Origin of the sequence: Nocardioides sp. S5 (genome assembly GCF_017310035.1) — a bacterium.
Classification (GTDB): Bacteria; Actinomycetota; Actinomycetes; order Propionibacteriales; family Nocardioidaceae; genus Nocardioides.
Genome location: NZ_CP022296.1, coordinates 1,896,129 through 1,918,716, shown reverse-complemented (window position 1 = coordinate 1,918,716; position 22,588 = coordinate 1,896,129). Strand labels below are relative to the sequence as shown.

Sequence of the window (22,588 nt, the reverse complement as noted above, 5' to 3'; positions counted from 1 at the left end):
GCGCCGATCACCATGGCTCCCAGCACCCCCGACCCTCGCGCCCGCCGCCTGCTGCTGGTCGTCGACGCGCCGTCGCTGCTGCACCGCAACCACCACGCGCGCGCCCACACCGGGCTCCGCGACCGGCAGGGTCGCCCGATCTGGGCGCTCCATGGGATGCTGCGCCAGATCCTGGAGTCGATCGACACGATGGCGCCCGACGCGATCGTCTTCGGCCTCGACGACCGGACCGGGTCGCTGCGGCGCGACGCCTACCCCGACTACAAGGCCGGGCGGGCGCAGAAGGACCCCGAGCTCGTCGAGCAGCTCGACCGCGCCGGGGCGCTCCTCGACGCCCTCGGGCTGGCCACCGTGACCCCGCCCGGGCTGGAGGCCGACGACGTCAACGCGTCCGGCGCCACGTGGGCGGAGCGCAACGGGTGGAACTGCGTCATCATCACCTCCGACCGCGACGCCTTCGCCCACATCAGTGCGCACACGCGGGTGCTGCGGCTCATCGACGGCGGCATCCACGGGTCCCCGATGCTCAACCCCGCGCGGCTCTTCGACATGTACGCCGTCCGTCCGGCCAACTACCTCGCCTTCGCGGCGCTGCGCGGCGACTCCAGCGACAACCTGCCCGGCGTGCAGGGCATCGGGGAGAAGACGGCGGCCATCCTGCTCGACGTGGCCGGGTCGATGGACGCCGCGTGGGCCGACATCGACCACAACGACGGCCGTGCGCTGCTCGAGGCCCTCGACGACTGGGCCGCCGAGACGGGCGGGCGCCGCGTCGGCGCCACCGTCGTGCGCCGCCTGCGGGCCGAGGGCGCTCGCGAGCGCTACGACTTCAACGTGCGGATGATGTCGGGGCGCGACGACCTCGATCTCGGGCTGACCCCGGACGTGCCCGGCTCGCGGGGGCTGCTCCCGCTCGACCTCGACCGCGTGACCCGGGTGGTCGGCTTCCTCGACAACGATTTCACCACCGACTTCGCGGTGCGGGTGCTGACCGGTCGGCCCGCGTCGGGCTGAGGCCGACGCTAGGCGGCTTCCTCGTGCTCCGGATCCGTCGTCTGGTGGAGATCCACCCTCATCATCCGGGCGGTCAGGTCCACCGCAGGGCCGAGGAGGAGGATCACCGCGAGGGTGCCCGCGCCGACGGTGGCGCCCAGCAGCCAGCCGCCGAGCGCTCCGCCGCCCTGGACGACGCTGTAGGTCCACCTGAACGCCACCGGCGGGTCCCAGGCCAGGGCCGCGGCCTCGGCAGGTCCGGCACCGCTGTGGCTGCCGAGGTAGAGCGCGATGCCGATCGCGAGCACCGGGAACGCCGCCACGAGCAGCACGATCCGCCAGAGCACGTCGTCCGGAGTCGCCATCAGCCCGAGGGCGACGTCGACCACCACCCCGACCAGCACCACCTGCACGACCGTGCCGATGCCCGGGATGACCTTGCGCAGCATCGCCATCGTCACGAAGACCGCGCCCACGACGAGGTTGACGATCCAGAAGGCGGCACCCGTCGTGAGCGCGAGTCCGTTGACCAGGGTGGAGTAGCCGTCGGAGCCGAGGTCCGCGGCCAGCAGCATCGCCACTCCCGTCCCGAGCACGACGCAGCCGACCAGGAGCATCGCCGTACGGCGCGGGCTGGGGATCACGCGCGCCAGCATGTCAGGCGCTGCGCACCCACCAACGTCCCGGCAGCTCCCCGGACAGATCGCGAGAGCGAGCGTCCATCGAGACCCGCACGCCCCCGGCGGTGGCACCATGTCGCCATGCCCGACCCGACCGTCGTCATGAACGCCGTCACGAACGCCGTCATCCGCGCCGCCGAGGCACGGGCCGAGGCCCTCGCCCGGGGCGATGCCGACGAGCTGCTCGCCCTCCTCCACCCCGACTTCCGCTGGACGACCCACACCGGCCAGGTGTTCGACCGCGCTGAGTACGTGGCGCGCAACACCGGGGGCACGACCGTCTGGAAGTCGCAGGCACTCGTCGACCCCGACGTCGCGGTCATCGGCGACACCGCCGTGCTACATGCAGAGGTGGCTGACGTGGTGCTGGCTGCTGACGGCCGACCCGAGACCTTCCGGATGCCGGTGACCCAGGTCTGGGTACGGGACGGCGATGGCTGGTCGTGCCTCGCCGGCCATGCCGGCCCACGCCTCGCTGGCTGACCAGGTCTCGACGAAGGATGGGGACATACGGACATGCCTGTGGCCCCGCCGTCGCTGGGTGGCGGGGCGTGGGGCGGGGTCATCTTCGAGGCGACGGGATCCGGGGCGGGCCGGGGTCGGGTGGGTCGAGTGCGGTGGTGCCGGTGCGGTCCCGGCGGTAGCGGTGGCCATGAGGGCTGGTCCACTCGAAGACTCCGGGCGCAGTCATCCGGTAGCGCCAGGCGCTGTGGGTCTTGAGCCTGTGGTGGAACCGGCACAACGCACCAAGATTGTCGGTGTGGGTCGGCCCGGGTTGCGGTCTGCCTTCCGCGTCGGCGTCGTGGTCGTACTCGGTGATGTGGTCGACGTCGCAACCCCTGGCTGGGCGACCGCACCACGGGAACACACACGTGCGGTCGCGGAGAATCACGTCCTCCCGGATCCGGTCCGGGATCGCGTAGCCCGGTGCGGCCTTCTCCTGGTTGAGGTCGATGACGGGCCTGACCGTGATGGTGGTGCGCGAGTCACCGCACCAGGACCTGAGCTGGTCCAGCAGGAGCAGTCGCTGGCCCTCCTCCAGCCGGCCCGTGGGAGCGAAGACCGTGGTGTCGCCGGACATGGTGGCGTCGAAGTGGGCGTGGAGGACGACCTCCCGAGCGACCGGGAGGTCCTGCCCGTCGTCATCGGTGGTTGAGGTGCGAGCGGAGCGAGCCTCGAAACCACTATCGGCAGAGTTGTTCTGCTGGAGGAGGTCGAGCGCGGTCTGCGTCCGGGCAAGGTCGCCGAGCGCCTTCGCCCGGCGGGCGTCGAGGGACTCCTGCGAGCCGAGTGCCTTCTGAAGGGCGGCGCCGTGCGCCAGGGCCCGGTGGAGGTCGAGTCCGTCGGCGAGGTCGATCTCGGCCTCGAGCCGCACGGTGCCGGCGAAGTGGACGTCCTCGTCGTGAATGGTGACGTGGCGCGGGTCGACGTGGAGATACCCGTCCTCCGGATCCGCCGAAGGGTCCACGCCTGCGAGGTCGAACCGCTTGATCGTCTCCGCGACCAGCCGGTCCAGCTGCGCCGGTCCGATCTTCCCCGCCACCGCGGCGACCTGCGCATCGACGAACCGCGCCGCCTCGACCGTCAGCTCCGGCGTCGAGTGGATCGTCACCTCCGCGACCGCACGGGCCCGCCAGGCAGGAACCGATCCGGAGTGGACCTGCGCCCACAGGCGCGGGAGCCGGTGGCGCAGCTCGAGCGCATGGCCGATGAGCTTCTTCGCCGACACCGATGTGATGCCCAGGACGGTGCCGAGCTCGGCGACGCAGAACTCCGCGACCAGCGGCGTACCCGGTCCGGCGATGGGCTCCTCGTGCTGGCACCCCGCGACGGTGAAGGAAGCGGCCGAGTGGATGGACTCCGGTGGGTGCAGGTCGGCCCACCGGGCTGCGAGGTCCAGGACGTCGGCTGCGGCCCGGTCCTCGGCGGTCTTGCGGGAGCGGATCGAGGCGAGCAGGGCCGCGGGGCCGAGGGCGTCTGCCCCGGCCTCCGGTCCCATCTCCAGCTCCTCGATCATGCATTCGATTCTAGAGGATGCGTCCGACAGTCACCTCGAACCGGCAAGCGCTTGTGGAGGGTCTCGACATGTCTCACTCCGGCTACTCCACCACCAGGAGCGGGCCCTCGTCCGGAGTAGGCGGCTCGAAGTGGTCGAAGTACTTGATAGCCAGGTCCTCGGTGAGCACGAAGTCGTCGGAGTGCTCGCCGCGCCTTGCCCGCATGCGGCGCAGCACGGTCTCGCGATCGGTGGCGAGGTAGACCGTCTCGGGGACGACACCTGTCGGCCCGAGCAGCGCGCGGTAGTCATCGCGCATCCGCCGCGACCAGAACGAGAAGTCGAGGACGACGTCAGCACCTGCCGCGACCAGCTCGAGCAACCGACGCTGCAGCTCACCCTCGATCTCGCGCCGGACATCCGGTGGCAACGGCACCGTGGAGATCCCACGCCGCCACATCTCGACGTCGAAGGACAGCCGCACCATCCCGGCACTCTCCAGACGGCGGGCGTACGTCGACTTCCCCGAGCCCGACGGGCCGCACATGAAGATCACGCGGCTCATGGTGCAAGCCTAGGTCGACCCGACGACCGAGAGGCGTAGAACAGAGTGGTCAGCACCGAGTCGGACGTCAGGAGCAGCATGGTCACCCAGCCAGCCGGGCCCCCGCCCCCACGACGCGTCTACGTCGACATGGTCGGCGACCTGTTCCACGCGGGCCACGTCGCGCTGCTGCGAGAGGCACGCCGCCACGGCGACCACCTCATCGTCGGTGTCCTCGGCGACGAGACCACCGCGGCCTACAAGCGCCGGCCGATCATGACCCTGGCCGAGCGGGTCGCCGTCATCGAGTCGTGCCGGTACGTCGACGAGGTGGTCGCGGACGCGCCCTTCCTGGTCGACGAGGACTTCCTCGAGAAGCACGCGATCACGACCGTCGTGCACGGCGACGACCTCTCGCCGGAGGGAGCGGCCACCATCTACGGGGCGGCAGTGGAGCACGATGCGCTCGTCCTGGTCACCCGGACCGGCGGGCTGTCCACCACCGAGGTGATCCAGCGCGTGGTCGATCGGGCGTCCGAGGTGAACACCGGGTGAGGCCTCAGCCAACAGCACCCGGGCCACCTTCCGCGGTGTCGGAGGTCCGTCGTAGGTTGGCGACGACCCCCTCGGAAGGTTCCCCATGTTCTCTCGGTCCACGTCCCCCCGCACCCGCGTCGCCCTCGCCGGCGCGACAGTCCTCGCCGTCGCCGGCCTCGCAGCGCCGCTGCTGACCACCCCGGCCAGCGCAGGCGGCACAGGCACCGACGCACGCCGGAGCGCGAAGCCGGCCGACGTGCGCTTCGCGACCTTCAACGCCTCGCTCAACCGGCTCGCCGAGGGCGACCTGGTGCGCGACCTCTCCACGCCCGACAACGCCCAGGCGGCGGCCGTCGCGGAGACGATCCAGCGCACCGACCCCGACGTGCTGCTGCTCAACGAGTTCGACTACGTCGAGGGCGGCCGCGCCGCGGAGCTGTTCCGAGACAACTACCTCGAGGTCGGGCACAACGGCGCGGCTCCGGTCGACTACCCCTACTACTACGTCGCCCCCGTCAACACCGGCGTCCCGAGCGGGCTCGACCTCGACAACAGCGGCACGATCGGCGGCGGCAACGACGCCTTCGGCTTCGGCACCTTCCCCGGCCAGTACGGCATGGTGGTCTACTCCAAGCACCCGATCGCCACCGATGACGTCCGCACCTTCCAGGACTTCCTCTGGAAGGACATGCCGGGCGCCGTCCTTCCCGACGACCCGGCCACGCCCGAGCCCGCGGACTGGTACTCCCCCGCCGAGCTCGACGCCGTACGCCTGTCGTCGAAGTCGCACTGGGACGTGCCGATCCGCATCGGCGGGCGCACCGTGCACTTCCTCGTCTCGCACCCGACGCCGCCCACCTTCGACGGCGCCGAGGACCGCAACGGCACCCGCAACCACGACGAGATCCGGCTGTGGGCCGACTACGTCCGCGACCGTGCCGACTACCTCTACGACGACGGGGGCACCTACGGCGGCCTGCCGCCCGGCAGCCGGTTCGTCATCGCCGGGGACCAGAACGCCGACCCCCTCGACGGCGACTCCTTCGACGACGCGATCCTCCAGCTGCTCGACCACCCGCGCGTCCGTGACCCGCACCCGGCGTCGGCCGGCGCCGTCGAGGCGGCCGCACGCGACGCAGCCGCCAACCTCACCCACTCGGGCCCGCCCGCACACGACACCGCGGACTTCGCCGACGCGCTGCCCAACGGCCCCGGCAACCTCCGCGCGGACTACGTCCTGCCCGACCGGTCGACGAAGGTGCGCGGCGCAGGCGTGTTCTGGCCCGAGTCCGACGACCCGCTGTTCCGCCTCGTCGGCACCTTCCCCTTCCCGGCCAGCGACCACCGACTGGTCTGGGTGGACGTGCGACCCACCGGAGCTCGCGGGCGCTGAGCCACCGCCCCCGAGCAGCGGGCGGCTTCGCGGAGGGGTCGGGTGACGTTCACCCGATGTCCACCCGCCGGCCCTCCGTACGGCGACACGGGCGGTGAGAGTCGGGGCGTCCGCCAACTCCTCCTCTCGGAAAGTCTCCCCATGACTCCTCCCCAGAGCCGCACCCTGCTCCCGATGGTCAACCGCACGCACGGCAACCGCAGCGCCGTGACCTGCCACCTCCGCTGCGGCGACGCCTGCTTCCAAGAGGTCCCCAACACCACCGAGACCTCCTACTTCCGCGACATCGCTGCCAAGGCGCTCAGCCGTCGCTCCGTCGTGGGCACCGGCCTCACCGTCGCCGCGCTGACCGCGGTGAGCGGCCCGGTCGCCGCCGCCCCGAGCGCCGCGAAGCCGAAGCCCGACCGCGGCGGGCCGCAGCGCCTCGCCTTCTCGCCCATCGCACCGGTCGCCGACACCGTCGACGCCGTGAGCGTCCCCGCCGGCTACCGGTGGGACCCGGTCCTCCGATGGGGCGACCCGATCCTGGCCGGCGCACCCGAGTTCGACCCGGACCGGCAGACCCCCGAGGCGCAGGCCGGCCAGTTCGGCTACAACAACGACTACCTCGACATCATCGAGACCAACCGCGCTGGCACCCGCGCCCTGCTCGTGTGCAACCACGAGTACACCAACGAGGGGATCATGTTCCCGCCCGGCACGGACCCCGAGACCGTGATCCGCACGGCCTGGGCCGCGCACGGCATGTCGGTCGTGGAGCTCGAGCGGAGCCGGCGCGGCGACGTGTGGTCGTACGTCCCGGGCGCGCGCCTCAACCGGCGCGTCACCGTCGACACCACGTTCGTCGTCGACGGCCCCGCCGCCGGCTCAGACCTGCTCAAGACCAAGGCGGACCCGACCGGCCGCACGGTCCTCGGCACGCTGAACAACTGCGCCGGCGGCACCACGCCGTGGGGCACGATCCTGTCGGGCGAGGAGAACTTCAACCAGTACTTCCGTGCCACCGGGGCGGACCCGAAGGAGAAGCGCTACGGCCTGTCCGCCACCCAGGACTCGCGCAACTGGCGCTCGCTCGACCCGCGTTGGGACACCACCACCGACGACTACCGCAACGAGCCGAACCGGTTCGGCTGGATCGTCGAGCTCGACCCGAGCGACCCGACCTCCACCCCTGTCAAGCACACGGCGATGGGCCGCTTCAAGCACGAGGGTGCCACCGTCGTGGTGAGTCGCGACGGCCACGTCGTGGCCTACATGGGCGACGACGAGCGCTTCGACTACGTCTACCGCTTCGTCTCCCGCGAGAAGATGCGACCCGGCAGCAGCGCGAAGGCGCGCCGCCACAACCTCCGCCTGCTGAGCGAGGGTGACCTGTCCGTGGCCCGGTTCGACGGCGACGGCCTCGGAGACGGCGTCAGCGACGGCACCGGCGAGTGGCTCCCACTCACCCGCGACGGTCGGTCCGTCGTCCCCGGGTACACGACCGAGGAGGTGCTGGTCTACACCCGCCTGGCCGCCGACGTGGTCCAGCCGACCAAGATGGACCGCCCCGAGGACGTCGAGCCCAACCTGCGCAACGGGCGCATCTACGTCGCCTGCACCAACAACACCGCCCGCACCGCGGCACAGGTCGACGAACCCAACCCGCGCCCGGCCAACAAGGACGGGCACGTGGTGGAGATGGTCCCGACCGGCGGTGACCACACGGCGGCGACCTTCGCCTGGAACCTGTTCCTCATCTGCGGTGACGCCGCCTCCGCCGGCACCTACTTCGGCGGCTGGACCGGGCCCGTGTCCCCGATCTCGTGCCCCGACAACGTCGCCTTCGACAGCGAGGGCAACCTGTGGGTCTCGACCGACGGCCAGCCCAGCGCGATCAAGCTCGACGACGGCTTGTTCAAGGTGCCGGTCGAGGGTCCGGATCGCGGCCACGTGCAGCAGTTCCTGGCCGTGCCCGCCGGCGCAGAGACCTGCGGACCGGTCATCCGGGACCGCGAGGACACGGTCTTCGTCGCCGTCCAGCACCCGGGCGAGGACGGCACGTGGGCCGCGCCGCAGTCGCGCTTCCCCGACTACGTGCCGACTGGCTCGGCCGCCGGTGCGGGGTCGTTCGCCGGCCCGCGCCCGAGCGTGGTCCAGGTGACGCGCGCCTGAGGAGCCCTACGATCGACCCGTGCCGCGACCCGTCCCCACCAGCGTCGCGGTCGCGGCCGGGTCGACGGCGCTCCTCGCCCTGGCGGTCGCCCAGGGTTGGCTGGGGACGGACGTCGGGCGCGGTGCGAACTTCTGCGAACGGGCCCGACCCGGCGCGATCGCGCAGCCGGCCAACACGCTGTCCAACATCGGCTTCGTCGTGGCCGGGCTCCTCGTCGCCCACCACGCGCAGCACCGTCGACACCACCGGGCCTGCGCCGGGCCCGTGATGTCGACCGGCGTCGCGACGCTCTTCGCGTGCGTCGTGGTGCTGCTGGGGCCGGGGTCCGCCGCGATGCACGCCACCCAGAGCGAGTGGGGTGGCCACCTCGACATGCTGAGCATGTACCTCGTCGCGGGATTCGCGGCCGCCTGGGCCTGGGCCCGATGGGCCCGTCGCGGGACCGCCGGCTTCGTGACGGCGTACGTCGTCTCCGTGGCCGCGTGCGAGGCGGTCGGGCTCTGGCCCGATCCGGTCCCCGTCGTCAACTACTCCGGCAACCTCGCCTTCGGCGTGCTGCTCCTCGGCGCCGTCGGGCTGGAGACCGCGCTGTGGCGTCGCGGCGAGACCAGCCGCGTCTTCCGCCACGGCGTCGTGGCGGTGGCCTCGATGCTCGTCGCGTTCAGCATCTGGCTGCTCAGCAACGCCGGCTGGTGCGACCCCGACTCGCTGCTGCAGGGTCACGCCGCGTGGCACGTGCTCTGCGCGGTCGCGGCGTACTGGCTCTACCGGCTCCACGCCTCCGAGGTGCGCGCCACCTGACTCGGCTGACGCACGAGGGTCGGCTCAGGCGTTGCCGTCGACGAACCGTCCGTCCGGCGTCACGGGGTTGTCCTCGTTGATCGCGGCGACCGCCGCGCTGAGCTCGGCCTCGGCCAGCGGGCGGCGGTGGTCGAGGTGCACCCCGGCGATCATGCAGCGCACCGAGCCGCCGGCGAGCTCGACGGTGGGGATGTCGACCGCCACGATCTCGCACGACTCCTCGATCGCGGCGACCTGGTCGGGACGCAGCGACCGCTTCGCCCGCGCCGACATCGCCATGACGTAGCGGCGCTTGCCGTCGGACGTGCGCCCGCAGAGCTCGACCGCGTTGCCGGCGAACTCGCGGATCTGCTCCTCGGTCAGCTCGACGATCGTGCGCCCGGTGACGGCGAGCCGCTCGCGCACCTGCTGTCGACGGTGCTCGTCGGGGATCATGTCGAGCGCGAAGAGAGCGACGTGCGTGCCGACGCAGGCGATGACGTTGGTGTGGTAGACCGGCACGCCGTCGGAGTCGACCGCGTCGAACGCCATCGGCTCGTAGTTGAAGTCGGTGCAGAAGCGCTCCAGCACCGCCACGTCGGCGCGGTAGCTGCGGGCGGCGTAGGCGACCCGCGAGACGTGGTCCAGCACCATCGCGCCGGTGCCCTCCAGGAAGATGCCGTCCGGCTCGAGGCCGGAGTAGTCGACGATCGCCTGGACGCGGTACTCCGACTTCAGCATCTCCAGCACGTCGCTGCGACGCTCGTGGCGGCGGTTCGAGGCGTACATCGGGTAGACCGCGACGGTGCCGCCGGCGTGCGTGGACAGCCAGTTGTTCGGGAAGACGCTGTCGGGGCGGGTGTGGTCGTCGTCGTCGAAGACGTGGACCCGTACGCCGACCGCGCGCAGGGCCTCGGCGAGGGCGTCCATCTCGGCGAGCGCCCCGGCGGCGGTCGCTTCCTCGGTCTGGCCGGCCGGGGCGTCGGCCTGGAAGGCGTTGTCCGCAGCGGTCGCCGGGTTGGGGACGAACCTGGTCGCGCGGATCAGGATGACAGCGGAAGGGGCCTGGGCACTCACGGGAGGAATCTAGGGCACGCGGCGCCTCGCGTCAGAACCCGCGAGACCCGCCACCGCCGCCGCCACGGGAGCCGCCGCCACCGCCGAAGCTGCGCGAGCCCCCGCCGCCGCCGCTGCGCGACCCGCCTCCCCCACCGAAGCCGCCGCCACCGCCGAAGCCGCCACCGCCGCCGCTCGAGCTGCGGCGCCGCGATGCCTCCGCGCGGCGGGCCGCCTCGCGCCGCTGCTCGGCGTCGCGGCGGTCCTGACGGGCGCGCGCGGCGGCCGCGTTCGCGGTGTCCTTGGCGCTCTCGGCGCCGGCCGCGATCGCTGCCAGCGAGCCGGTCTCGGACTCGGCGAGCGCGAGCTGCTCCCGAGCATCGTCGAGCAGCTCGCGGGCGGCGCCCGAGACGTCCCCGTGGACGACCTGGTCGCGAGCTGCGGCGATCGCGGACGCCGCTGCGTCCAGTGCGCGCTGGGAGGCCTCGTGGTCGGCGATGGCCCTGTCCACCACGGCGCGGGCGCGGGTCAGGCCCGCCTCGGCCTCCTCCAGCTGTGCGTCGAGGCGCAGCCACGGCGGTCTTGCCAGACCGGCCGCATCGCCGACCCCGACCGCCGCCGAGCGGAACCCCGACACGTCGGGGACCTCTGCCAGGAAGGTCATGGCCGCGGGGTGGGTGCTGACCTGTGCCTGGATCGCGTCGGCCTCCACGACGGCCCTCTCCACGCGCTGCGGAACGTCGACCGCGAGCGCCCGCAGCTGCTCCACCCGCAGCGCCGGGTGTGCGGCCCCGGCCGCGACGGCGTCCGCGGACTGCTGCGCCGCGGTGAGCTCATCCCGCGCCCGGGCGAACTGCTGGTCGGCCATCGAGGTGTGCTGCTCGATGGTCCGCAGGGCCCCGTCGAGCGCCTTGCGCGCAGCCGATGCCTCGTCGACCGTGGCGCGCACGCCCTCGACGCAGCTGGGGTCCTGGTCGCGCTCGAGCGACTCGGTGGTGACGTACGCGTCGGCGATCGCGGCGTCGAGCTCCGTCGTGCGGGTGCGGAGCGCTGCGGTGTCGCGCTCCAGTGCCGCCCGGAAGTCCGCGAGCTCGCTGAGCCAGGTGCGGTGGGCGGCGAGGTCGGTCTGCGCCCGCTCGAGGAGCGCGGCGGCGTCACCGTGGCGCTGCTGCGCGGCGAGCGCGGCGGTGTCGGTCGCGGCCCGCTCGGCGGCAGCGGGGGCGGCGTCGTTGTCGGTCGTGCGATAGCCCTCGACCTGCCGCGAGGCGAGGAGCGCGGTGACCTCGGCGGCGCCCGCCCGCAGCGCCTCCATCCGCGCCGGGAGCTCCTCGCGGAGCGTGTCGTAGGCCGAGAGCTGCGCCTCGACCCCAGCCATGGCGGCCTGCGCCGAGCGCAGCTCGCGGGTGGCCGCCTCCACCTCGTGGCCGGCCCGCGTGGCCTCCTCGGTGTCCATCCCCGCCACGGCCGCCTCGGTGTGCACCTCGGAGAGGCGCAGGTAGGTCGCGGTGGCCCCGTCCCGGGTGGCCACGGCCTCGGCGTGGGTGGTCCGGATCCGGTCGGCGACCGAGTCGCTGACCGGCGGCAGCGCGCTGACCCGCGCGTCGATCAGCTCGTTGCTCTCGTCGAGCTCGAACCACGCCTGTGCCATCCCCGACACCGCGTGCGAGAGCGAGGCGCGGGCCGCGGCCCGCGCCTTGAGCCGTCGTCGCAGCCGGACCGCGCCGTAGCCACCGCCGCCGACCGCCGCCAGGCCGACCGGCACGCCGAGGAGCCACGGGGACGGGGCGGACCCGGCACCATCGGACGAGAAGTCGTCGGAGAAGCCGTCGGTATCCGGGAAGTACGGCTCCGGGCCGCGCGTCGGGCTGGAGGCGGCGTACGCCTCTGCGTAGCCGCGCAGCCCCTCGACCATCCCGTCGGTCCACTGACCGTTGCCGAAGGCCGGCCCCATGGCGCCCAGCTCGACGTCGTCGCGCGAGGAGTCGAAGCGATCGAAGGCCCAGCCGTCGTAGTGCGTGCCCAGCTCGCGGCCCCCGGTCGAGACGCCCAGCACGAGCAGCGAACGCCGCCCTCCGCCGGTGAAGCCCCGGCCCGCGCACTGCGCGCGGGCGTCGACCAGTGCGTCGTAGAGGCTGCCGCCGCCGGGGGTCTGCTCCCAGGCAATCACCTTGACCGTCACCCGGTCGTCGTAGGAGGACCTGGCCGCTCGGGAGACGGCGCGGTCGTCCAGCACGTCGGCCTCGTCGAACACGACGCTGCTGTCGCACAGGTCGCCGGCGGCCTGCGCGGGCGACGTCGTGGAGAGGGCCGTCCCACACGCCAGCAGCGCCAGCGCGGTGCCCCGTCGTACGCGACTGCCCAGGGTCGTCCCTGCCTCTGCCCGCATGGCGATCCTCCCGCGCTCGGCTACGTGCCGGGGCGAGGTTCCCCGACTGCCGCGGCCATCAAACCAGCCACCTCGACCGGGTCGCGGGCGATCGCGGATTCGTAGCAGGTCAGCTCGGTCTCCACCCAGCCCGGCACGTCTGCGGCCCGCCACAGCCCGCTCGGCACGACACCGCGCTCCTCGGCGAAGGCCACGACGCGCTCGTTGACCTCGTCGGCGGCGCCGGCGGCGTAGGCGAGGAACGTCGCGATGTGCGGCTCCTCGGGGAAGGTGGCGAAGCCGTGGTCGCGCAGTGCTGCGGCGAGGGCGATCGCCCAGGCGCGGTAGTCATCGAACCTCGACAGGTCCCGCAGGCCCATCAGCCCGCCGACCGCCGCAGTGGTCATCGAGAAGAGGGTGCCACCCATCCGCTGGCGCCACGAGCGCAGCTCGCCCGCGAGGTCGTCGGGGCACACGACGAGCGCTCCGCTCGAGGCGCCGAGGCCCTTGTAGAGCGAGACGTAGACCGAGTCGAAGAGCTCGCCCACCTCGGCCAGGGTGCGGTCCCAGTGGGGCACGGACTCCCAGATGCGGGCGCCGTCGGCGTGCAGCGGGACGCCGCGCTCGCGGGCCGCCGTCGAGAGGGCGACGAGCTCGTCCCACGTCGGCAGCAGGCACCCGGCGTCGCGCAGCGGCAGCTCGACCAGCGCCGCGCCGAGCCGGCCGCCGACCCGCGCGAGCGCCTCCGCGGTGGGGGTCTCGCGTCCGGTGGTGAGCCACTCCAGCTCGAGGCCGAGCACACGGCGCGGGCCGTCCTGCTCGTGGTGGACGAGGTGGGACAGGTCGGGCAACGCGACGCGGCGCGAGCCGGACCGGTCGCACCAGGCGCGCAACGTGGCCTGCTGGGCCATCACGCCGCTGGGGAACATCACCGCGGCAGGCTTGCCGAGCAGCCCGGCGACCTCCGCCTCGAGCTGCGCGACCGCGCCACGCTCGCCGTAGCGGTCCCACTCGACCTCGTGCGCGTCGGCGTACGCCGCCAGGTCGGCGAACATCGCCGCCGGCGTGGAGGGCGGGCGCCAGAAGATCGCCTCCGCGGACGCCGAGGCGGCGCGGAACCGGGTCGCGAGGTCGCTCACGACCGGCCGTTCAGGACTGGCGCTTGAACCAGTACGTCGTCTCGACGCCGGGGATCACCTGCACCAGCTCCCAGCCGTTGACGCCGAGGGAGGTCAGCAGGTCCTCCCACGACTCGGTGTCCGCCACGAGGGCCTCGGGGTCGGCGTTGTAGCCACCGACCTCCACGTTGCCCTGGTCGTCGACAGTGATCTCGAGGTGCGCCCATGAAGCCATGTCCCGATCCTGCCACGTCGCGGCACGGTCCGGTCATCCGCACTCAGCGCCAACAGGCTGCCCAGGAGCCGCGGTCGTCCTTCCGGGCGCGCCGCTCGGCCGCCCGGTAGTCCTCCGCGCGCTGCAGCGGGTCGTCGCGGAAGATGAAGACCTGCGCGCGACCGGACCTCAGCTGCGCGAGCCCGACGTCGTCGCCGGAGCGGTGCACGTAGCGCAACAACCGGCCGTAGCGGTCGCGATTGCCCTGGGTCGGGTCCGACACGAGGACGACCTTCGACCCCACGGGCGCGAGCCCAGCCATCGCCGCAGTGGCCTCCTGGCCACCGCACTCGAGCTGCGGGTAGACCTCCGGGGTGTCGATGCCGAGGATGCGGACGTCCTTCTCGCTCCCGTTGGCAAGCCGCACCTTCAGGGTGTCGCCGTCGGTGACCCGCACCACGACCGCTCGGTCACGTCTGGCCTCGTCCGCACCGAGCAGGTCGGTCACCTGCGCGGGCAACACATCGGTTCCCACCACCTTCGGCAGCGCGAGGAGCAGCGCCGCGGCGAGGAGGAGCAGGGCGAGGCGGCGCATGGCGCAAGACTGTCACCCGCCGAGGCGCCACTCACGGAGAACGCGGCAACGGTCGGTCTCCCACCACGCGAGCTGCAGCCGGTCGAGCACGACCCGCACCGGGACCGCGTCGCCGAGCAGCGCGGCCGTGGAGGCGAGGTCGACCTTGCCCGAGGCCGCATCCACGGTGAGGTGCGGCTGCACGTCGGCGCCGAACTCACCGGCGTACGGCGGCCACGCGGGGAAGGCCGCGACGAGCGTGGCAGTGAGGTCCCGGAGCCGGTCGTCGGGCTCGGGGAGCAGGTGGATGATCCCGTTGGGGAACCGCGCGAGCTCCGCCAGCTCCACTGCGATCGGCGCGGTCAGCGAGGCCAGGTCGGCGATCGTGGCGAGGGCGGCCTCCGACGGATCGGGGTCGAAGGGGCCGAGCGCGGTGATGTGGGCGTGCCCGAAGCGCGGGTCCGTCGAGACGAAGCCCGCGTCGTAGTGGGCCGTCCGCGCCCGCACCCACTCCTCCAGCGCGTCGACCGGGAGCTGGAGGACGGAGTGGCCGGGCACGGACCCAGAGTGGCATCTAGGCTGGCGCCGCCATGGACCAGACACGCATCGCCCCGCCCTCCCCCGACGTCGCCGCCCTCGCGCAGGAGCGGCTTGCCGGTCTCGCCACCCCTGCGGGAGCGCTCGGCCGGATCGGCGAGCTGGGCGCCTGGCTGGCGGCCGTGCAGGGCGAGGTGCCGCCGCGCCCGCTCATCGACGTACGCCTGGTGGTGCTGGCCGGCGACCACGGCGTCGCGGCGCACGGCGTCTCGGCCTACCCGGCCGCGGTCACCGAGGCGATGGTGCGCACGATCGTCGCCGGCCGCGCCGGCGTCTCCGCGCTGGCCCGCGAGCACGGGGTCGCGGTGACCGTGCTGGACGTCGCCGTCGACGCCGACCTCTCCGACCTGCCTGCCGAGGTCGGGGCCTGCAAGGTGCGCCGCGGCTCGGGGGCCATCCACCTCACCGACGCGCTCACCCGCGCCGAGACCGAGCGCTCGCTCGCCCTCGGCGCCGACCTGGCGCGCGAGCTGACCACCGACGGCGCGCAGCTGCTGATGACCGGGGACCTGGGGATCGGCAACACCACGCCGGCCGCCGCGCTCGTGGCAGCGGTCCTCGGCCTGCCCGCGGACGAGGTCACCGGCCGCGGCACCGGCATCGACGACGACGGCTGGACCCGCAAGCGCGACGTCGTCGCGGCCGCGCTCGCGCGTGCGGCTGGACGCACCGCGGACCCCGTCGACCTGCTCACCGCCCTCGGCAGCGCCGACCTCGCCGCGACGGTCGGCTTCCTCGTCGAGTCCTCCACGCTGGGCGTGCCCGTGGTGCTCGACGGCCTCATGTCCGTCGCGTGCGCCGTCGTCGCCGAGGCGATGGCACCGGGCGCCGCCGCCTGGTGGATCGCCGGGCACCGCTCCACCGAGCCCGCCCAGGCCCACGCGCTGAAGTCGCTCGGCCTCGAGCCGCTCCTCGACGTCGGCATGCGCCTCGGTGAGGGCTCCGGCGCGGTGGCGGCCCTGCCCATGTTGCGCTCTGGGATCGCGGTGCTGCGCGACGTGGCGCTGCTCTCGGAGATCCTGCCTTCGTGAGCGTGCTGCGCGACGCCTCGCTGCTGGCCGCCGGCACCCTCACCGCCGTACGCGTTCCGCCCCCGTCGCGCGTCGACCGGTCCGTGGCGGGCGTCGCGATGGTGCTCGCGCCCCTGGCCGTGCTCCCCCTCGCTGCTGCGGCCGCGCTCGTCGTGCTCGCCGCCGGCTGGATCGACCTGCCACCCCTCGCCACGGCGTACGTCGTGGTGCTGGTGCTCGCGCTCGGCACCCGTGCCCTCCACTGGGACGGGCTCGCCGACACCGCCGACGGGCTCACCGCGTCCTACTCCCCCGCCCGCTCGCTCGAGGTGATGCGCACCGGCCCGGTCGGACCGGCCGGCGTCGTCGCGGTCGTGCTGGTCACCGGACTGCAGGCCGCCGGACTCAGCGCGGTCGTACGGCACGACCAGGCGTGGTGGGTGGTCGCCATCCTGGTCTGCGCGTCGCGGTCCAGCCTCGCGCTCGCGTGCGTGCGCGGCGTCCCGGCCGCCCGCACCGACGGACTCGGTGCGGTCCACATCGGCGCCGTGCCCGTGGTCGCTGCTGTCGGGTCGCTCGTCGTGACTGCGGTTGCCGTGGCGCTGGCCGGCGTCGGGGTGGGGTCGCCGTGGCCACTGCTCGTCGGGCTCGTCGTCCTCGTGGCCGCGGTCGTCGCCCTGCTGATGCGGTGCGTACGCCGCCTCGGCGGGATCACCGGCGACGTGCTCGGCGCCGTGGTCGAGGTGTCGTTCGCGGTGCTGGTGCTGGCTGCGGCGACGGGCTGACTGTCGGCGACAGCGAACCCCGAGGTTCCCTGATGCGACTGCGCTCCAGTCCGAACCTGGGTCGAGTCGGTGTAGACCTCGGTCGAGCCGTCAGGCAACACCCGGTAGTAGTTCGTCACGGGGTCACCTTCGGTCGTGGGATGGCGGACGGTCAGTTCTGCACCCCGTCCCGAGTCGAGCGCGCGTCGTAGGCAGGCGACTTCTGCTCTGCCCTCGACCTCTGCTGCCTCGCCCTGTTCAAGCTGCAGGGAGCCACGGCTCGGCAGAGATGTGCGGGACTCCCCGCAGGCAACCGCCCCACGCACCTTGTTGCCGGATGTTCGCCGCACGGAGGCCGTCATGCTCATGAGACGCATGGTGAACCCCGTGCGCTCCCTGCACGGGAGAACATCCGGCCATCGGATGAGCGCACGCTCGGATTGCGGCCGACCCGGACGTCTGCGTCCGAGCACGCGTCCTGAGCTGCGGCCATACTCTCGACGTGAAGAAGCGACCTGCTGCGAGCGCCGCCATCGTCGTACTTGTCGCGACTGCCTTCCTGGGCTCTCGCATCGTGTGGGTGCACGACGCGTACGGCGAGTGGGGGATCAGCCCCGCGTCGCCCCCACTTCGTATCTCGACGTTCGGTCGCGACTATGACCGCAGCAGGCTCAAGCCGGTCACCACGGCCCTGCCAGGGCTCCGATCCGTCGACAGCACCGAGCACGGCACGGTGCTGGCCTCGGACAGCGCCACCACGTCGTCTCCTACCGTGGTCTATCTCGAAGACCCGGAAGGGCTCGTGTGGTCCTGTGCCTTGGTAGGCGGTCCCTAGCCGACACTTCCGGATCTCACCAGGTCCCTGCGTCTCGGCATGATCGGATGCCGGGGCGGGTCAGCCGCTCTCGTGGACACCTCTTCCGGCTGGCCTACGTCCGCCGGTGGAACCTGAGGTCGCCGTTGGGGAGGCGGTCGGTGCGGTAGCCGGTGTCGTGGGCGCGGTGGTGGTGGTGCGGGCAGAGCAGGATCGCGTTGTCGAGGTCGGTGGGTCCGCCGGTGTGCCAGGGGTCGAGGTGGTGGGCGTCGCACCAGGTGCCGGGGGTGTCGCATCCCTCGGCGCGACAGGTGCGGTCGCGGATCAGCAGCGCCTTGCGCTGTGCGGGTGTGAACAGTCGCTTCGCTCGGCCGAGGTCGACGGGGAGGCTGGTGCCGTCGAGGACGGTGGGGAGGATCTTCGCGGTGCACGCGAGCCGGCGTGCCTGGCTGGCGGTGATGCGGTCGCCGGTGAGGTCATCGCCCGGGACGAGGCCGGCGCCGATGAGGTCGGCGGTGGCGAGCTCGGCCCGCAACGACGCCAAGGGGATGGTCACGATGACCGTGGTCGCGTCGCCGCCGTGGACGGGCAGCCGGGTCGGGTCGACGGTCTCGAGGAACTGGGCGAACGCCTCGCCCATCCGGCGGGGGTAGGGCAGCCGGGTGAACGGATCGCCGTCCCCGCCCGTCTTGTCGTGGGGTGCGCGGGGGTTGGCGAACGCTTCGAGGTACGTCGCGAGCCGGGTCGCGACCGCGTCCGGGACGAGGGCGCTGATGCGGGTGGTGCCGTCGCCCTGGCGGCGCATCGTCATCCGGGTCCGCTCCGCGGCGGTGGTTTCGAGGTCGGCGAGTCGGGCGGCTTCCGCGGCCTCGGCGATCTCGGGGGCGACCACGTCGAGGACCCGGCGCCCGATCCGGCCCAGCTCCTTCGGCCCGAACTCCGTCGCACAGCCCACGAGGTGCGCTTCGGCACGGTCGACCGTGTCCGCGTCCACCGCAACGGGAAGGGCGTCGAGGGCCCGGCGGATCACGTGCGCCTGAGCCAGGGTCACGGCACCGTCGCGCATTCCCGCCGCCAGCGCCGGGCGCTCCCGGTCCAGCACCCCGGCAAGGGCGAGGTCGGCGCGTGCGTCGGCGAACCGCGTACGGGTCTGATGAGCCAGCCACCCCGCCGCGTCCTTCGCGCCGGCGGAGTCGGCGAGGTCGCCTGCGTCGGCCAGGACCCGCAACCGCAGCTCGACCAGCTGCGCCTCGGCAGCGACCAGCTCACGCAGAGCGACCGCCTTCTCCGAGGTCGACATGAACGTCGGGTTCGCACCCGCCACGCCCTTCAACACGCTCCGGATGTCGGAGGCAGCAACAAGGATCGGGTGGTTCACGGCTGGCCTCCTCTCGACGACGACTTGGCTCACGCACGTGCGTGTGGCTCTACGGTCGTCGCTCCTGGAGGCCCGGATCACCGGACTATTACTGACCCTCGCAACTCGCCCCACCAGCTCGGCATCACGACTACCCGGTGACTGTGGAACGTGAACCCGACTCTACCCCGGCTCGACCATATTTAGAACACATGTTCGATCAAGATCTGATTGACACACCGTCAAGAGACCGAGCCAGGCTCGAGATCACCACCCCCGCAGCAACGAGGTGCAGCACCACGAGCGTGACGCTCGTCGACGGCGCCGCCCCGACGGCCCAGGGCGGGACCAGCGACAGCACGGTCAGCACCAGGGTCGTACGCACGAAGTGTCGACGGGGTCGGGCGCTCCACCGCCGCAGGGCAGCGGCGAGGACCACGCCGACGAGCGAGAGGACTCCCGTCACGAAGGCGATCCCCGACAGCGGGATCGTCTCGCCGTCGGCCGGCACCTCCAGCTCGACGCCGAGGGCCGTGGCGAGCGCCGCCGATGCGGTCGTCGCGACGACCGCCACGAGTGATGCGAGCAGACCGGTGCGCGCGACGTCGAGCAGTCGGCGCCTCACGCCGACTCCCCCTCCAGTCGCTCCGGCAGCCCGAGGCGCGGGAAGTGGTCCCGGCCGAAGATCGTGACCTCGGTGACGCGCCCGCCGCTCACCCGCAGCACGTCGACCGTGATCGGGACGTGGGCGCCGGCCTCCGCGTCCCAGATGTAGTAGCCCACGGCGGGCTGGCGGTTGACCGACGTGGGGACCGCACGCAGCCCGGCCATCCCCGGATAGCCGTCCGCCACCCAGTCCGCGATCACCGCGTCCCGCCCCACGATGAGCCCTTGCGTGGGCGGCATCGCGAAGCGGACGACGTCGCGGAGCATGGTGGCGATCGTGTCGATGTCGGCGGCGACGCTGGCCTCGGTGAAGCGGCGTACGAGCTCGCGGTTGGCGGCGTCGTCCTCCGCCCCGGTCCACTCTACGCGCTCGGCGGGCAGGTGCTCCCGCATGCCGGCGCGCGCCCGCTGGAGCGCGCTGTTGACGGAGTTGACCGAGTCGCCGAGCAGGTCGGCCACGTCCTTCGCCGGCCAGCCGAGCACGTCGCGCAGGATCAGCACGGCGCGCGGTCGCGGCGCGAGGTGCTGGACCGCGACGACGTACGCCAGCTCGATGGTCTCCCGCGCGACGGCGAGCGCCTCGGGCTCGTCGGCCCCGATGGCAGGCAGCTCGTCGAGCAGGTGGTCGGGGTAGGGCTGCAACCAGTGCGCCTCTCCCCCGGTGGCCGGCCCGGGGCGGCGCTTCTCGAGCAGGTCGAGGCAGGCGTTGGTGGCGATCCGGTAGAGCCAGGCGCGGACGGTCGAGCGCCCCTCGAAGGTCTCACGCCGCCGCCACGCACGCAGGTACGTCTCCTGCACCGCGTCCTCGGCGTCCTCGAAGGACCCGAGCATCCGGTAGCAGTGCACGTGCAGCTCGCGCCGGTGTCGCTCGGCAACCCCCGAGAACTCCGCCTCGTCCATCGCGTCGAGCTCGTTCACGTCGTACTCCTCCAGCCGCGTCACCGCAGTCATCGCACCCATCCTCCAGCCTCTTCCTCGACCTGGCGTGTCCTGTCGCAGGTATGACGGGTGCGGGCCCCGGAACTCATCACCGGCTCTGGGAGGATGCGCGCCATGCGGATCCTGGTCACCGGCGGAGTCCGGTCGGGCAAGTCGACCCACGCCGAGGGCCTCATCGGCGACGAGCCCGCGACGTACGTCGCCGCCGGGCCGACGCCGGACGCGGAGGCCGACCCCGACTGGACCGCCCGCGTGGCCGCCCACCGGGCGCGCCGCCCCGCCGCGTGGGACACCGTGGAGACGCAGGACCTGGCGGACGCGCTGGCACAGGCCGGTCACCCGGTCCTGATCGACTGCCTCGGCACCTGGTTGACGGCGGTCATCGACTCAGCAGAGGCGTGGGAGGACGACTCCGATGGCGTGCACGACCTCGTGCTGGCGCGCACCGACGAGCTCACCGCGGCGCTGCGCGGGTGCGAGCAGGACGTCGTGCTGGTCACCAACGAGGTCGGCCTCGGCGTCGTGCCCGAGCACCGCTCCGGCCGACTGTTCCGCGACCTGCTCGGCACGGTCAACCAGCGCGTCGCCGCAGCCTGCGACGAGGTGCACCTGGTGGTCGCCGGACGCGTGCTGCGGCTCTGAGCCGTCCCTCACAGCAGGACGAACGCCCCCAGCGCCACGAGCCAGGACGCGAACGACCCGAGCAGGAAGTACTCGGTCATCTCGTGGACCGTCTGCTGCTCGTCGCGCGAGGACAGCTCGGGGAAGCGCAGCAACCCCTTGGCCGCCACGACCACGCTGGCCGCGGTGACCTGGCCGCCGAGCGCGAGCGCGAGGATGAAGACGCGCTCGAGCGGACCGAGCAGACGCCCGCCCTTGAGCTGCGTCGGGGGCATCTGGCCGTCGGAGCGCGGATTGATGGTGCCCGTGGACTTGAGGACGAGCCGGACGAGCACGTTGCCGGTGGCGAGCTGGACGGCGAAGGCGCCGAGCAGCAGCAGGAACCGGTCGGCCTCCATGTCCTCCAGCGCGGGCAGCGACACCGAGTCGAGCCAGCGCCCGAGCAGGCCGGACGCCTCCGGGGCGAGCCCGGAGCACGCGATCGCGGTGACGAGCGCGACGACGAAGACCGCGAGCGGCACGCGCGCCGGCTTCGGCCCCGGGTGACCGAAACCCCAGGTGACGGTGAGGCCCCAGAGCAGGACGACGACCGCGACCACCAGCAGCGCCACGACGTCGCGCCCGGAGGTGAGCCCGGCGAGCGCACCGACGACGAGGACCGTGAGCGCGCCGACGCACTCGGGCAGGTAGCGGGTGCGGCGCACCGAGTGGGTGAGGTCGGTGACGGCGAACCCGACCAGCAGGATCCCGAGCCAGCTCATCGGTCTCCTCCCGGGGCGAGCAGGTCGTGGGCCGCGACGATCGCCGCGAGCCCGTCGGCGCGCACCCGCTGCGACACGGCGGACGCGCTGATCCCCAGGGCTTCCGCGAGGTCGCGCTGGGTCTCGTGCAACAGCAGACCACGCAGCACCGACACCGACCGCTCCGACAGGCCGCTGACCCGCTCGTCGCGCAGCACCAGGCCGGCGTTCACGAATCCCGGGTCGGCGCCGTCCTCGGCACCCTCGGCGACGACGTACGCCGTGCGCAGCCAGCGTTGGGCGGGCGTCTCGGCAGCGCGCTCGGCGGCGTCGACCGCGGCGCGCGCGGCCCACCAGCCCGGCCCGTCCTCGATGCCCGCCTCGTCGAGCACGCTCGTCGCGCCCCAGCCGATGCCGTGGCGTACGTCGTGCGCCGGCCACAGCCGGACCCGCACGAGCAGGGTGGCGCGGACCGCCTCTGCGACCGTGGCGAAGGTGCCCTGGTACTCGTCGCCGGCGGTGACCCAGAGGCCACGCACGGGCCGGAGCTCGTCGTTGACCTCCGCGAGCGCGCGGCCCAGGCGCTGGTGGAGGTCGGCCCGGTCCTGCGAGGAACGCGAGCCGACGAGGTCACCGATGACGGTGGCGACGGAAGTCATGACTCCATGGTGAAGG

24 protein-coding genes are annotated in these 22,588 nt (G+C 72.9%); 10 read left to right on the top strand and 14 right to left on the bottom strand.

The genetic code is table 11. The features are described 5' to 3' along the window. The first annotated feature begins 12 nt into the window (after nucleotides 1-12). Entirely contained in the window at nucleotides 13-1,014 is a 1,002-nt protein-coding gene (locus CFI00_RS09575; protein WP_207084928.1) for a 5'-3' exonuclease H3TH domain-containing protein, read from the top strand. 8 nt (nucleotides 1,015-1,022) lie between these two features. Here CFI00_RS09575 and CFI00_RS09570 read toward each other — a convergent pair whose 3' ends face one another. Beyond that, complete coding sequence (locus tag CFI00_RS09570; RefSeq protein WP_207084927.1) at nucleotides 1,023-1,637, bottom strand: hypothetical protein; 615 nt, start codon at nucleotides 1,635-1,637, stop codon at nucleotides 1,023-1,025. Between the two features lie 117 nt (nucleotides 1,638-1,754). On the opposite strand from CFI00_RS09570, the gene CFI00_RS09565 reads away from it, so the two are divergent. Beyond that, the gene (locus CFI00_RS09565) at nucleotides 1,755-2,156 is read left to right on the top strand and encodes a nuclear transport factor 2 family protein (protein WP_207084926.1); all 402 of its coding nucleotides are present in this window, start codon (nucleotides 1,755-1,757) and stop codon (nucleotides 2,154-2,156) included. Between the two features lie 79 nt (nucleotides 2,157-2,235). Here the strand turns inward: CFI00_RS09565 and CFI00_RS09560 are convergent, their stop codons facing one another. Continuing rightward, nucleotides 2,236-3,690 (bottom strand): HNH endonuclease signature motif containing protein, encoded by a 1,455-nt coding sequence (locus tag CFI00_RS09560; protein ID WP_207084925.1) that lies wholly within the window; start codon nucleotides 3,688-3,690, stop codon nucleotides 2,236-2,238. 82 nt (nucleotides 3,691-3,772) lie between these two features. Then, nucleotides 3,773-4,234 carry an ATP-binding protein gene (locus CFI00_RS09555; RefSeq protein WP_207084924.1) on the bottom strand — a complete coding sequence of 154 codons (462 nt, stop codon included), beginning with the start codon at nucleotides 4,232-4,234 and terminating at the stop codon, nucleotides 3,773-3,775. A gap of 78 nt (nucleotides 4,235-4,312) precedes the next feature. Between CFI00_RS09555 and CFI00_RS09550 the strand changes: the two genes are divergently transcribed. The 4 genes from CFI00_RS09550 (at nucleotide 4,313) to CFI00_RS09535 (ending at nucleotide 9,099) form a co-directional block, all read left to right on the top strand. Then, nucleotides 4,313-4,768, top strand: coding sequence for an adenylyltransferase/cytidyltransferase family protein (locus CFI00_RS09550; RefSeq protein WP_207084923.1), 456 nt, complete (start codon nucleotides 4,313-4,315; stop codon nucleotides 4,766-4,768). Nucleotides 4,769-4,853: 85 nt separating this feature from the next. Beyond that, nucleotides 4,854-6,143, top strand: coding sequence for an endonuclease/exonuclease/phosphatase family protein (locus CFI00_RS09545; RefSeq protein WP_207084922.1), 1,290 nt, complete (start codon nucleotides 4,854-4,856; stop codon nucleotides 6,141-6,143). 141 nt (nucleotides 6,144-6,284) lie between these two features. After that, nucleotides 6,285-8,297 (top strand): PhoX family phosphatase, encoded by a 2,013-nt coding sequence (locus tag CFI00_RS09540; RefSeq protein ID WP_207084921.1) that lies wholly within the window; start codon nucleotides 6,285-6,287, stop codon nucleotides 8,295-8,297. Between the two features lie 19 nt (nucleotides 8,298-8,316). Then, complete coding sequence (locus CFI00_RS09535) at nucleotides 8,317-9,099, top strand: ceramidase domain-containing protein (protein WP_207084920.1); 783 nt, start codon at nucleotides 8,317-8,319, stop codon at nucleotides 9,097-9,099. Nucleotides 9,100-9,123: 24 nt separating this feature from the next. On the opposite strand, the gene CFI00_RS09530 is transcribed toward CFI00_RS09535, so the two are convergent. The 6 genes from CFI00_RS09530 to CFI00_RS09505 are packed head-to-tail and all read right to left on the bottom strand — an operon-like array spanning nucleotide 9,124 to nucleotide 14,963. Further along, entirely contained in the window at nucleotides 9,124-10,155 is a 1,032-nt protein-coding gene (locus CFI00_RS09530; RefSeq protein WP_242532764.1) for an arginine deiminase-related protein, read from the bottom strand. A gap of 31 nt (nucleotides 10,156-10,186) precedes the next feature. Continuing rightward, nucleotides 10,187-12,520 carry a hypothetical protein gene (locus CFI00_RS09525; protein ID WP_207084919.1) on the bottom strand — a complete coding sequence of 778 codons (2,334 nt, stop codon included), beginning with the start codon at nucleotides 12,518-12,520 and terminating at the stop codon, nucleotides 10,187-10,189. Between the two features lie 20 nt (nucleotides 12,521-12,540). Beyond that, entirely contained in the window at nucleotides 12,541-13,638 is a 1,098-nt protein-coding gene (locus CFI00_RS09520; protein ID WP_207084918.1) for a beta-eliminating lyase-related protein, read from the bottom strand. A 10-nt stretch (nucleotides 13,639-13,648) separates the two neighbouring features. Further along, entirely contained in the window at nucleotides 13,649-13,852 is a 204-nt protein-coding gene (locus CFI00_RS09515) for a hypothetical protein (RefSeq protein ID WP_207084917.1), read from the bottom strand. A gap of 43 nt (nucleotides 13,853-13,895) precedes the next feature. Then, nucleotides 13,896-14,426: a thermonuclease family protein gene (locus tag CFI00_RS09510; RefSeq protein ID WP_207084916.1), complete on the bottom strand. Its 531-nt coding sequence runs from the start codon at nucleotides 14,424-14,426 to the stop codon at nucleotides 13,896-13,898. Between the two features lie 12 nt (nucleotides 14,427-14,438). Next, on the bottom strand, nucleotides 14,439-14,963 hold the full coding sequence (locus tag CFI00_RS09505) for a 2'-5' RNA ligase family protein (protein WP_207084915.1): 525 nt from the start codon (nucleotides 14,961-14,963) through the stop codon (nucleotides 14,439-14,441). Nucleotides 14,964-14,995: 32 nt separating this feature from the next. Here CFI00_RS09505 and cobT point away from each other — a divergent pair, with 32 nt between their 5' ends. The 3 genes from cobT (at nucleotide 14,996) to CFI00_RS09490 (ending at nucleotide 17,611) form a co-directional block, all read left to right on the top strand. Further along, nucleotides 14,996-16,033: a nicotinate-nucleotide--dimethylbenzimidazole phosphoribosyltransferase gene (cobT, locus tag CFI00_RS09500; RefSeq protein ID WP_207084914.1), complete on the top strand. Its 1,038-nt coding sequence runs from the start codon at nucleotides 14,996-14,998 to the stop codon at nucleotides 16,031-16,033. Further along, entirely contained in the window at nucleotides 16,030-16,797 is a 768-nt protein-coding gene (locus tag CFI00_RS09495) for an adenosylcobinamide-GDP ribazoletransferase (protein WP_242532763.1), read from the top strand. The genes cobT and CFI00_RS09495 overlap by 4 nt, the downstream gene beginning before the upstream one ends. Before the next feature lie 481 nt (nucleotides 16,798-17,278). Beyond that, entirely contained in the window at nucleotides 17,279-17,611 is a 333-nt protein-coding gene (locus tag CFI00_RS09490; RefSeq protein WP_207084913.1) for a hypothetical protein, read from the top strand. A 94-nt stretch (nucleotides 17,612-17,705) separates the two neighbouring features. Here CFI00_RS09490 and CFI00_RS09485 read toward each other — a convergent pair whose 3' ends face one another. The 3 genes from CFI00_RS09485 to CFI00_RS09475 all read right to left on the bottom strand — a co-directional run bounded on the left by CFI00_RS09485 (nucleotide 17,706) and on the right by CFI00_RS09475 (nucleotide 20,564). Continuing rightward, nucleotides 17,706-18,968, bottom strand: coding sequence for an HNH endonuclease signature motif containing protein (locus CFI00_RS09485; protein ID WP_207084912.1), 1,263 nt, complete (start codon nucleotides 18,966-18,968; stop codon nucleotides 17,706-17,708). 199 nt (nucleotides 18,969-19,167) lie between these two features. Then, nucleotides 19,168-19,572 (bottom strand): DUF6069 family protein, encoded by a 405-nt coding sequence (locus tag CFI00_RS09480; RefSeq protein ID WP_207084911.1) that lies wholly within the window; start codon nucleotides 19,570-19,572, stop codon nucleotides 19,168-19,170. Continuing rightward, on the bottom strand, nucleotides 19,569-20,564 hold the full coding sequence (locus CFI00_RS09475; protein WP_207084910.1) for an RNA polymerase subunit sigma-70: 996 nt from the start codon (nucleotides 20,562-20,564) through the stop codon (nucleotides 19,569-19,571). Before CFI00_RS09475 ends, CFI00_RS09480 begins: the two co-directional genes overlap by 4 nt. 102 nt (nucleotides 20,565-20,666) lie before the next feature. Here CFI00_RS09475 and cobU point away from each other — a divergent pair, with 102 nt between their 5' ends. After that, nucleotides 20,667-21,194 (top strand): bifunctional adenosylcobinamide kinase/adenosylcobinamide-phosphate guanylyltransferase, encoded by a 528-nt coding sequence (gene cobU, locus CFI00_RS09470; protein WP_207084909.1) that lies wholly within the window; start codon nucleotides 20,667-20,669, stop codon nucleotides 21,192-21,194. Nucleotides 21,195-21,202: 8 nt separating this feature from the next. On the opposite strand, the gene CFI00_RS09465 is transcribed toward cobU, so the two are convergent. Together CFI00_RS09465 and CFI00_RS09460 are read right to left on the bottom strand one after the other, a co-directional pair. Beyond that, the gene (locus tag CFI00_RS09465; RefSeq protein ID WP_207084908.1) at nucleotides 21,203-21,934 is read right to left on the bottom strand and encodes a hypothetical protein; all 732 of its coding nucleotides are present in this window, start codon (nucleotides 21,932-21,934) and stop codon (nucleotides 21,203-21,205) included. Then, entirely contained in the window at nucleotides 21,931-22,572 is a 642-nt protein-coding gene (locus tag CFI00_RS09460; RefSeq protein WP_207084907.1) for a SatD family protein, read from the bottom strand. The genes CFI00_RS09465 and CFI00_RS09460 overlap by 4 nt, the downstream gene beginning before the upstream one ends. Between the last annotated feature and the right edge of the window lie 16 nt (nucleotides 22,573-22,588).

Coding starts and splice junctions, on each gene's coding strand:
- CFI00_RS09575 (WP_207084928.1), top strand. CDS start 13: ATGGCTCCCAGCACCCCCGACCCTCGCGCCCGCCGCCTGCTGCTGGTC.
- CFI00_RS09565 (WP_207084926.1), top strand. CDS start 1,755: ATGCCCGACCCGACCGTCGTCATGAACGCCGTCACGAACGCCGTCATC.
- CFI00_RS09560 (WP_207084925.1), bottom strand. CDS start 3,690: ATGATCGAGGAGCTGGAGATGGGACCGGAGGCCGGGGCAGACGCCCTC.
- CFI00_RS09555 (WP_207084924.1), bottom strand. CDS start 4,234: ATGAGCCGCGTGATCTTCATGTGCGGCCCGTCGGGCTCGGGGAAGTCG.
- CFI00_RS09550 (WP_207084923.1), top strand. CDS start 4,313: ATGGTCACCCAGCCAGCCGGGCCCCCGCCCCCACGACGCGTCTACGTC.
- CFI00_RS09545 (WP_207084922.1), top strand. CDS start 4,854: ATGTTCTCTCGGTCCACGTCCCCCCGCACCCGCGTCGCCCTCGCCGGC.
- CFI00_RS09540 (WP_207084921.1), top strand. CDS start 6,285: ATGACTCCTCCCCAGAGCCGCACCCTGCTCCCGATGGTCAACCGCACG.
- CFI00_RS09525 (WP_207084919.1), bottom strand. CDS start 12,520: ATGCGGGCAGAGGCAGGGACGACCCTGGGCAGTCGCGTACGACGGGGC.
- CFI00_RS09515 (WP_207084917.1), bottom strand. CDS start 13,852: ATGGCTTCATGGGCGCACCTCGAGATCACTGTCGACGACCAGGGCAAC.
- CFI00_RS09510 (WP_207084916.1), bottom strand. CDS start 14,426: ATGCGCCGCCTCGCCCTGCTCCTCCTCGCCGCGGCGCTGCTCCTCGCG.
- cobT (WP_207084914.1), top strand. CDS start 14,996: ATGGACCAGACACGCATCGCCCCGCCCTCCCCCGACGTCGCCGCCCTC.
- CFI00_RS09475 (WP_207084910.1), bottom strand. CDS start 20,564: ATGACTGCGGTGACGCGGCTGGAGGAGTACGACGTGAACGAGCTCGAC.
- cobU (WP_207084909.1), top strand. CDS start 20,667: ATGCGGATCCTGGTCACCGGCGGAGTCCGGTCGGGCAAGTCGACCCAC.
- CFI00_RS09465 (WP_207084908.1), bottom strand. CDS start 21,934: ATGAGCTGGCTCGGGATCCTGCTGGTCGGGTTCGCCGTCACCGACCTC.
- CFI00_RS09460 (WP_207084907.1), bottom strand. CDS start 22,572: ATGACTTCCGTCGCCACCGTCATCGGTGACCTCGTCGGCTCGCGTTCC.